The organism is Rubrivivax gelatinosus (genome assembly GCF_016583785.1).
GTDB lineage: Bacteria > Pseudomonadota > Gammaproteobacteria > Burkholderiales > Burkholderiaceae_C > Rubrivivax > Rubrivivax gelatinosus_B.
Map to the genome: position 1 here is coordinate 21,033 of NZ_NRRU01000075.1, position 6,000 is coordinate 27,032.

At 69.7% G+C, this 6,000-nt stretch carries 6 protein-coding genes; all 6 read right to left on the bottom strand.

Going from position 1 to position 6,000, the window contains the following annotated elements; translation table 11 throughout:
- Positions 1–191: 191 nt before the first annotated feature.
- Positions 192–1,748 carry a methyl-accepting chemotaxis protein gene (locus tag CKO43_RS18095; protein WP_200379464.1) on the bottom strand — a complete coding sequence of 519 codons (1,557 nt, stop codon included), beginning with the start codon at positions 1,746–1,748 and terminating at the stop codon, positions 192–194.
- Between the two features lie 27 nt (positions 1,749–1,775).
- On the bottom strand, positions 1,776–2,084 hold the full coding sequence (locus tag CKO43_RS18100; RefSeq protein ID WP_200379465.1) for a hypothetical protein: 309 nt from the start codon (positions 2,082–2,084) through the stop codon (positions 1,776–1,778).
- Positions 2,085–2,215: 131 nt separating this feature from the next.
- The gene (locus tag CKO43_RS18105) at positions 2,216–3,190 is read right to left on the bottom strand and encodes a bifunctional enoyl-CoA hydratase/phosphate acetyltransferase (protein WP_200379466.1); all 975 of its coding nucleotides are present in this window, start codon (positions 3,188–3,190) and stop codon (positions 2,216–2,218) included.
- An 88-nt stretch (positions 3,191–3,278) separates the two neighbouring features.
- A complete protein-coding gene (locus CKO43_RS18110) occupies positions 3,279–4,379 on the bottom strand; it encodes a porin (RefSeq protein WP_200232309.1) in 1,101 nt (366 codons plus the stop codon).
- A 155-nt stretch (positions 4,380–4,534) separates the two neighbouring features.
- Positions 4,535–4,993, bottom strand: a complete 459-nt coding sequence (locus CKO43_RS18115) for a lipocalin-like domain-containing protein (RefSeq protein WP_200232310.1) — start codon at positions 4,991–4,993, stop codon at positions 4,535–4,537.
- Between the two features lie 17 nt (positions 4,994–5,010).
- A complete protein-coding gene (locus tag CKO43_RS18120) occupies positions 5,011–5,826 on the bottom strand; it encodes a cyclase family protein (protein WP_346014517.1) in 816 nt (271 codons plus the stop codon).
- Positions 5,827–6,000: the final 174 nt, after the last annotated feature.

A 6,000-nucleotide genomic window follows, 5' to 3' on the forward strand; every position in this document is an offset into this window, starting at 1 on the left:
GTTGGTTCAAGTCCAACACGGCCTACCAGTTTTAAAGTGAATTTTCGGTAGTGACCACCAACCGCACAAGGCGGCTTTGAGGCTGGTGCCAGTCTTGGATCAGATCGCCAGAGCCGCAGCGCGTGTCGCAGCCAGGGCGCGAGCGGCGTGGACCGCAGTCCGATCGAACCTCCGTCATTGGCGTGTCGGCCTCAGAGACGGAACTGCTGCACCGCCTCGCGTAGCCGGCGTGCTTGCTCCTTCAGGCTCTCGGCAGCAGCGCCCGACTCTTCGACCAGCGCCGCGTTCTGCTGCGTCGCGCGGTCGAGCTCGGCGACTGCCCGGTTAACCTCACCGATGCCGGCGGACTGCTCGGTTGCTGCGGCGCTGATGTCGGCGATCGTCGCGGAGACGCGCGCCACGGCCTGCTCCAGCGTGCCCATCGCCTCGCCGGCGCCGGCCACGATCGCGCCGCCGACCTCGACACGCGACACCGACTCCTGGATCAGCGCCTTGATCTCGCCTGCCGCCTGGGCGCTGCGCTGCGCCAGCATGCGCACCTCACCGGCGACCACCGCGAAGCCGCGGCCCTGTTCGCCAGCGCGCGCGGCTTCGACCGCGGCGTTGAGCGCGAGGATGTTGGTCTGGAAGGCGATACCGTCAATGACGTTGATGATCTCGGTGATGCGCCGCGAGCTATCGTTGATCGCGCCCATGGTCTCGACGACCCGGGCGACCGCTTGGCGGCAGCCGACGGCCGAAGCCGCAGCCTGACCGGTCATCTCGTGTGCCAGGAGTGCCGACTGCGCGCTGCTCTGCACCGTGCCGGTGAGCTGTTCCATAGCTGAGGCGGTCTGCTGCAAGTTGGACGCTGTCTGCTCGGTGCGCGCCGACAGGTCAGCGCTGCCGGCGGCAATCTCGCCAGAAGCCGTCGAAATGCTGTCGATCGAGGTGCACACACTGGCGATCGTCGCGCGCAGCGACGCGACGGTGGTGTCGAGTTCGGCCATCAGGCTGCCGGGTTCGAGCGTCGCCACCGATACCGTCAGGTCGCCTGCGGCCAGCGCTTTCATCGCGGCCACGGCCGCGGTCGGTTCGCCGCCGATCTGGCGCAGAACGGCGCTGCCCATCCAGTAGCCGCCCAGGCCGAGGAAGACGATCACCGCGCCGGCCATGGCGAGCGTGCGCGCCAGCGCCGCCCTCACCTTGGCGTCGATGTCGTCGAGGTACAGGCCCGAGCCGACGACCCAGTCCCAGGCCGGCACACGCTGCAGGTAGTTCAGCTTGGGCAGCGGATCGGTCTGGCCGAGCTTGGGCGAGATGATCTGCACGAACGCCCGGCCATCGGGGCTGGCGCGCACCGGGTCGATCAGCATCTTGATGACGTCGAGGCCGCGGCTGTCGAGCACCTTGCCGACGAGGCGCTGGCCGGCCCAGTCGGGCCGCGCCGGGTGCATCACGTTGACCTGGTCCAGCGTCCACACGAAGAAGTAGTCCTGGCCCTGCGGACCCCAGCGGGCCTCGCGCAAGGCGGCCACCGAGGCCGCCTTGGCTTCGTCGACGCTGATGAGCCCGGCCTCGGCGCGGCGGCGGAAGCCATCGACGACGGAAACGCCGGTCTGCACGGCGGCGAGGATCTCGCTGCGGCGGTCCTCGAGCAGCTGGCGGCGCAACTGCCAGGCCGAGACCAGGCTCAGCAGGCACAGCCCGGCCACCGCCATCGCGGTCAGCGCGAACACCTTGGAACGGAAGGACGAACAGAGCTTCATGGCAACTCCGGCAAAGGGCCTGGCGCCTCAGCCCTGCAGCGACGAGAAGGCGCGCGCCAACGCTTCGCTCGCGGGTCGCGCCTCATCGGACGAGGCCGGTGCCGCTTGCATCGTCACGGCCAGCAGACCGACCAGGCCGCACAGGGTGTAGCGCAGCATCAGATGGCGGTCGGCGTGCGGGCGCGGCGCTGGCGCTCCGCTCTTCCACTGAGCCAGGACTTCGCGGGCGAGCGATCGCACCCGCGTCTCGTCCGCCCAGTCCATCCCCAGCGCGGCGCCGAGACGCGCCAGTTCGGTTTCGATGTCCTTGAGGGTCTTGTCGTAGTCGATGAACACGGGTCGCTCCTGCCGCGATCGCGGCTTCAAACGCTTTCGAAGACCGCGGCGATGCCCTAGGTGCGTGTGACCCAGGCCGAACCTGCGTTGAGAACGAGGCAGGCGGAGTGTTGGGCCACGGCAGGCTCCTTTCAGGCGGCGCAGCGCGCGGCGGCCACCAGCGAGGCGATCGCGCAGGAGGCCAGGCGCGAGCGCAGACTGCCGGCGCGGCTGGTCAGCATCACCGGTACCTTGGCGCCGAGCACGATGCCGGCCGCGTCGGCGCCGGCCAGGAAGGAGAGCTGCTTGGCCAGCATGTTGCCGGTCACAAGGTCGGGCACCATCAGGATGTCGGCCTGGCCGGCGACCGGCGAGTCGATGCCTTTGGTGCGCGCGGCGTCGAGCGAGATCGCGTTGTCGAGGGCCAGCGGGCCGTCGAGCACGCCGCCGGTGATCTGGCCGCGCTCGGCCATCTTGCACAGCACCGCCGCTTCCAGCGTCGACGGGATCTTCGGGTTCAGCGTCTCGACGGCCGACAGGATCGCGACCTTGGGCGTCGCCACGCCCAGCGCCTGCGCGAGGTGGATCGCGTTCTGGAGGATGTGCGCTTTGTCCTCCAGCGACGGCGCGATGTTGATCGCGGCGTCGGTGATCAGCAGCGGCCGTGGATAGCTCGGCACATGCATCACGAAGACGTGGCTGATGCGCGCCGCGGTACGAAGTTGGTTGTCCTTGCGCACCACCGCGCTCATCAGCTCGTCGGTGTGCAACGAGCCCTTCATCAGCGCGCCGACCTCTCCGTCGCGTGCCAGCCGGGCGGCGGTTTCGGCCGCGTCCCGCGGCGAGCCGGCATCGACGAGCCGCCAGCCGTCGATCGCCACGCCCTCGCTGGCTGCCAGCGCCCGGATCTCGCGCACCGGCCCCACCAGCATCGGCACGATCAACCCGGCCTGTGCCGCGTCGAACGTGGCCCGCAGCGCCAGTTCGCTGCCCGGATAGACGACTGCAGTGGGCAGCGGCGCGAACCCGCGGCAGCGGGCCAGCAGCGCCTGGTGCAGCGAATCCGCCGCCGATGTGGTTTCGTGACGCCGCGACTCGAGGTCGACGACAACTGGGTCGGAATACATGCTGCTCACCCCGTTGGGAAGGTCTCGTTTCGACGGCCGGCCAGGCCGGCGCCCCGGCGTGCGGGGCACCGGCCTGGCGTCACGCCGCTCAGAAGCGGTGGCGAATGCCCAGGCCGACCGAGTTGCCGCTGTCCAGGTCGGTGAAGCGGTCGTTCATGACCACGGAATAGACGTCGGTGCGCTTGCTGAAGGCGTAGCTGTAGCCGACGCTGGTCGTCGTGCGCGTCATCTTCGAGCCGACGTCCGGACGCTGGCGGCTGTTGGCCACCGCCGCCAACACGGTGCCGCGGCCGACCGGGATGCTGGCGCCGACGTGCACGGTGAGGATGCTGTCATCGGCGATGGACTCGTAGTCGCGCGAGGTGCGCAGCACGCCCGCGTTGAGCCGACCGAAGCGGAACGCGTAGGCGCCGGTGAGCTCCCAGTTGGTCTGGCTGGAGATCACCGCCGCCGCCGGGCCGGCCGCCGGCACCGACTTGTCGCCGATGTGCTCGGTGCTCAAGCCGACCATCAGCGGGCCGCCGCTGTGGAAGACGTTGACGCTGTAGCGCGAGCCGACGCCGCCACCTTCGCCCGGCGCCCATTGCGCCTGGAACACGGTGCCGCCGATCGACGGCGAGATGTAGGCGACGGCGTTGTTCCAGGTCGTGTCCGAGGTACCCAACGGGGCGGTCAGCGTGCGGCGTGCCGGCGGCGCGCCGGTGCCCAGGAACTGCGTGCCCTGCGCGATCGCGGCAACCCAGGTCTGCATGAACACCGGGCCGAGTACGGTGGAGTCGTCGAAAGCGTTGGTGCGGATGTAGTTCAGGAAGGTCGGGGTGCCCTGGCGGCCCAGGCGCACGGTGCCCAGCGGGCTGGCGATGCCGACGTAGGCCGAACGGCTCCAGAAGACGTCGCCGTCGAAGCGCCCTTGCTCGCCGCCGTCGGGGCGGAAGAACATTCCGATCGCGAACTCGCCGCGCAGGCCGCCACCCAGATCCTCGGTGCCCGAGAAGTTGAGCTGTGAAGTCGACATGCCGGAGCTGTCGACCTTGGTGACGCGCTCGCCGCCAGCGAGCTGGCGCGTGCCGGCATAGGCGTCGACGACGCCGGAGATGATGACGTTGCCGGTACTCTGCGCGGAGGCGCCACTGCAGCCTGCGGCCACGCACAGCGCGGCGATGAAGTGAAGCTTGTGGATCGTGGTCATGTCGATTCCTCAGTCTTGTGGCAGGGGAGTGGCTGGCTGTTTCGGGCGCAGCCCTCCCCTCGCGCGCCCGCCGAAGCGTTCGCGCGTTGGTTCACGTCTTGGATGGCGACGGGACGGCGCGGGGCTTCGCGGCGCCCCGCGCTGGCCTCAGGTCGTCAGCGGGTCGCCGGGCGGGCCTGGAAGCGCAGCACCACGCGGTGCGGCGTCGGTCCGATCGGGAACGGGTCGCTGGCCAGCACCAGGCCGCCGGCGCCGTCCAGCGTCACGTGGCGCACGTGCAGGTCGCCGACCCAGTTCGGTACCAGGCACTGCTCGACCTGCTGCGACACGGTGCTTTGCACCTCGTCGACCGTGTAGGGGCCGGCGTACGCCAGGAAGCTGCGCGCCGCGGCCACCGTCTGCTCGGTGCTGCCGCCGTCCTGCATCGGCACGTCGTAGGGCTGGCGGCCCGAGGCGGACACCTGGAACGACATCCAGCCGTCGTCGCTGTAGCTGACGTAGCCGCTCGCGGCGCGCCCCATCGGGAAGATCTGCGTGCCGGCGTCGCTGTCCAGGCTGAAGGACTCCAGCAGCCAGGTGCCGACGAGGCGACGGGAGAGAAGATCGTGGTCCATTCGTTTCTCTCCGGCGATCAGGACAGGATCGCGACGGCGCGTGTCCAGCCGGCCGACGCGCCGCGGACCTTCACCGGGAAGCACACGACCTCGAAGCCGGTGGCCGGGAGCGACTCGAGGTTCAGCAGCTTCTCCATGTGGCAGTAGCCGATGTCGATGCCGGCGAAGTGCCCTTCCCATATCAGGCTCTTGTCGTGGGTCTGGGCGTAGCGCTTGATGGTGTGGCTGAACGGGGCGTCCCAGCTCCAGGCATCGGTGCCGGTGACGCGCACGCCGCGCTCGAGCAGGTACATCGTCGCCTCGCGGCCCATGCCGCAGCCGCTGTTGACGTAGGCCATCGAGCCGTACCTGGCTGCCGCCGAGGTGTTGACCAGCACGATGTCCAGCGGGCTCAGCTTGTGGCCGATGCGCGCGAGTTCGGCTTCGACCTGCGCTGCCGTGACGACGTGGCCATCGGGCAGGTGGCGGAAGTCGAGCTTGACGCCGGGACGCATGCACCAGTCCAGCGGCACCTCGTCGATGGTCAGCGCGCGCTTGCCGCCGTCCATCGTCGAGTGGTAGTGGTAGGGCGCGTCGAGGTGGGTGCCGTTGTGGGTGTTCAGCGTCACCTCCTCGATCGCCCAGCCCTCGCCGCCCGGCAGGTCTTCGGGCTTGAGGCCCGGGAAGAAGCCGGCCATGACCGCCGCCATCTCCTCGTGGCCGCGGTAGACGATCTTCGGGCCCAGGCCCGGGGGATCCGAGGGCTTGTCGTTCTCGATGGCCATCGAGATGTCGACGATGCGCCTCTTCGGCGCGGCCGCGACGGCCGGCGCCGAGGTGCTGAGCGCGGCCATCAGGCCGGCCATGCCGCCGGCCTGCACCAGCATGCGGCGGCGGTTGAGATTCGAGGCACCTTTGGCGGAAGCGGTGGTTTCCGGCGCGGACGCGTCGTGGCGGCCGGCCTTGGTATCCGTGAGCTTGCTCATGTTCTGCACTCTTTCAGTGGGAGGAAGCGGGCGCGATGCGGC

Bases quoted from the DNA above. Each gene is read 5' to 3' on its own strand.
- CKO43_RS18095 (WP_200379464.1), bottom strand. From the start codon at position 1,748: ATGAAGCTCTGTTCGTCCTTCCGTTCCAAGGTGTTCGCGCTGACCGCG.
- CKO43_RS18105 (WP_200379466.1), bottom strand. From the start codon at position 3,190: ATGTATTCCGACCCAGTTGTCGTCGACCTCGAGTCGCGGCGTCACGAA.
- CKO43_RS18110 (WP_200232309.1), bottom strand. From the start codon at position 4,379: ATGACCACGATCCACAAGCTTCACTTCATCGCCGCGCTGTGCGTGGCC.
- CKO43_RS18115 (WP_200232310.1), bottom strand. From the start codon at position 4,993: ATGGACCACGATCTTCTCTCCCGTCGCCTCGTCGGCACCTGGCTGCTG.
- CKO43_RS18120 (WP_346014517.1), bottom strand. From the start codon at position 5,826: ATGGCCGCGCTCAGCACCTCGGCGCCGGCCGTCGCGGCCGCGCCGAAG.